The sequence below is a fragment of the Polynucleobacter sp. 35-46-11 genome (genome assembly GCF_002281105.1).
The window spans coordinates 700-3730 of sequence record NZ_NCFJ01000310.1 but is presented as its reverse complement, the minus strand read 5'-3'; the positions used below and the strand labels follow the sequence as shown (position 1 = coordinate 3730).

Here is a 3031-nt window from a genome sequence, read left to right as displayed (position 1 = left end):
CAAAGCTAAAGCCCGGAACCTACCAACTACCTACTCGCGCTAGCTTAGGCAATATTTTGTTACAAATCGCGCGTGGTGATCGAGTACGAGAAAGCATCGCGATTATTCCTGGCATGACTATATGGCAGCTGAGAGCTTTAATTGACAATCACCCAGCCCTGATTCATCAAACCAAGGGCATGAGCTCTAAGGAGCTGTTGCAAGCTCTTGGCCTCTTCTATCCGGGAGATGAGGGACTTTTCTATCCTGATACCTATATTTTTGACCCAGATGACTCAGATATCTCAATTTACAGAAGGGCTTCTCAGGCAATGCAAAAGCAGCTTAATGCTGTTTGGGGACAAAAAGATACGGCCTTGCCACTTAAAACACCTTATGAGCTTCTCATCCTTGGTTCAATAGTGGAAAAGGAGACTGGGCGCTCCAGTGACCGATCCTTGGTTGCCGCAGTATTTGTCAATCGACTGAATTTGAATATGCCATTACAGACAGATCCAACTGTAATTTACGGCATTGGCCCTCAATTTGACGGTAATCTTCGAAAAGCAGATTTACGTAAAGACAGTCCCTACAATACTTATATGCGCAAAGGTTTACCACCCACTCCGATAGCAATGCCAAGTAAGGAGTCTCTCCAGGCTGTGATCAATCCGGCAAAAAGTGATGCAATCTATTTTGTGGCGCGCGGTGATGGCAGCAGTCATTTTTCCAAAACATTGAAAGAGCATGAAAGTGCTGTTGATCAATTTCAACGCAAACGTAATGCCTCAGCTAAATCAAATTCACAATAATTCTTATGGCTACTCAATTTCCAGGTTATTTCATTAGTTTTGAGGGTATTGATGGTGCCGGCAAGAGTACGCATATCGAGTCTTTTAGCAAGTTATTAAAACAGCGCTATCCAGACCGTGAAGTTGTCATGACTCGAGAGCCAGGCGGCACCCAATTAGGTGAGCAGCTGCGTGCCTTATTACTCGATGCCCCCATGAACTTAGAAACGGAAGCTTTGCTGATGTTCGCGGCTCGTCGTGAACATATTGCTCAAATAATAGAGCCTGCATTACAGGCCGGGAAGATTGTTATTTCCGATCGCTTTACCGATGCTAGCTTTGCTTATCAAGGTGGGGGGCGGGGCTTAAGCCTGAGCAAGCTAAATGATTTAGAGCGTTGGGTGCAAGGGCGTCCAGATGGCACATTACTTCAACCGAATCTAACTTTTCTGTTTGATTTGCCCGGCTCAATTGCCGAAACTAGAAGATCAAAGGTGAGGGCGCCTGATAAATTTGAAAAGATGGATCTAGATTTTTTTGAGAAGGTTCGTCAAGAGTATTTGCGTAGAGCAAAAGCAGATCCCAAACGCTTTTATCTTGTAGATGCCACTAGAACACCAGATGCAATTTGGAATGAACTTGAGTCACTCGAGATCAAACTCTAAATGAGCGACCTGATGTTCCCAATCGAGTCGGAAAAGAAAATAGCACCCTGGCTAGAGTCCATTTGGGCTGGCCTTGATCTAACTGTATTTCCGAACGCGGTATTGATTCATGGTCAATCAGGTATTGGCAAGTTTGAGTTCTCCATTGAATTAGCTAAAGCGCTTTTATGTGAATCATCATCCGAGGTGAAGCCCTGCAACCAATGCGAGGCTTGCAGGTGGTTTGATTCTGGTAACCACCCCGATTTTGTTGCCCTGGTGCCCGAGACGCATCGCAAACTGTTGCCTCATGGTGATTTTGATTCTGAAGCTGACTCTCCTAAAAAATCTAAGGCCGCCCAAGCCGATAGCGATGGGGATGGACCCGAGAAGAAGGAGAAAAAGACCATTGCCATTGAAGATGCTCGGAGTGCAATTGAAGCGCTATCTATTGGATCTCACCGTGGTGGCAATCGAGTAATTTTGGTTTATCCACTAGAAATGTTGAGACCGGACTCTGCGAATGCTTTATTGAAGTCTCTCGAAGAGCCGCCCAAAAATACGATCTTTATTTTGCTTGCCGATCGCCTTGATCGTGTTTTGCCTACAATTCGCTCACGCTGTCGCCTACTTTCTGCACCACGACCAGATCGATTAACTGGACTAAGCTGGTTGCGTAATCAGCTCAATAAAGTGCCTGGCCTAAAAATGAGCGATGCCGATATTGAGTCTATCTATGATGAACAGGGCGGGGCACCATATGCAGTTTTAGATTCCTTAATTGCGCGCCACAACCAGGATGAAAAAGATGAGCTCACTATAGCCATCCAGGCATCACGATATTTATTGCAAGCGATGTCGCAGGGTCCTCGCATAAATTGGTTGGATGCTGCCGATAAGACGCAAAAGGCACGCTATTCAGTTTTGCTGACCACAATGCAGCGCTGGGTCTCAGACCTACAGAGTTGCGCTCAATTGGGCTCACCCCGTTATTACCCAAAGCATGAGGACTCAATTAAAGCCCTAGCCAAAGAAGCCCGCCTGCCAAAGTTGCTTCGTTTCTGGAAATCTTTGACACAGGCGCGGCGTCATGAAAATCACCCCCTGGCTACACGCATTCAATTGGAGGCCTTACTTTCCCAATACCAGCAGGTATTTGAAGATTAAAATGGTGAGTCATGTTTATAGACTCACATTGCCATCTCGATTTCCCAGAATTTCAAGCTAGACTTCCTGAGGTTTTAGCCAATATGGCTGCCTGCAAAGTGACTCACGCACTTTGTATTTCGGTTGATATCCCAGATTTTCCGAAAGTGCGGAAACTTGCTGAGGATCATGCTCATTTATATGCCTCTGTCGGAGTTCATCCAGACTACGAAGACACCCCAGAACCTAGCTTTGAGTTTTTGCTTGAAGAGGCTAAACACCCCAAAATCGTTGCTATAGGTGAGACCGGTTTGGACTATTACCGCATGGGTGATCGCAGCTATGAATCCATGGAATGGCAAAGAGATCGATTTAGGACTCATATCAGAGCTGCCGTTGCCTCGAAAAAGCCTCTCATCATCCACACACGTTCATCTTCAGTAGATACGCTCAAAATCCTAAAAGAAGAGG

4 protein-coding genes are annotated in these 3031 nt (G+C 45.7%); all 4 read left to right on the top strand.

What is annotated here, in order from left to right; translation table 11 throughout:
• The coding region (gene mltG / locus B7Y67_RS14065; RefSeq protein ID WP_293599184.1) for an endolytic transglycosylase MltG at positions 1–791 on the top strand (791 nt) is incomplete at its 5' end.
• Between the two features lie 5 nt (positions 792–796).
• Positions 797–1435, top strand: a complete 639-nt coding sequence (gene tmk, locus B7Y67_RS14060) for a dTMP kinase (RefSeq protein WP_293599183.1) — start codon at positions 797–799, stop codon at positions 1433–1435.
• The gene (locus tag B7Y67_RS14055; protein WP_293599182.1) at positions 1436–2581 is read left to right on the top strand and encodes a DNA polymerase III subunit delta'; all 1146 of its coding nucleotides are present in this window, start codon (positions 1436–1438) and stop codon (positions 2579–2581) included. It begins immediately after the preceding gene.
• 11 nt (positions 2582–2592) lie between these two features.
• The coding region (locus tag B7Y67_RS14050) for a TatD family hydrolase (protein WP_293599181.1) at positions 2593–3031 on the top strand (439 nt) is incomplete at its 3' end.

Excerpts from the sequence above, each read along its gene's own strand:
- tmk (WP_293599183.1), top strand. The coding sequence starts at position 797 with ATGGCTACTCAATTTCCAGGTTATTTCATTAGTTTTGAGGGTATTGAT.
- B7Y67_RS14055 (WP_293599182.1), top strand. The coding sequence starts at position 1,436 with ATGAGCGACCTGATGTTCCCAATCGAGTCGGAAAAGAAAATAGCACCC.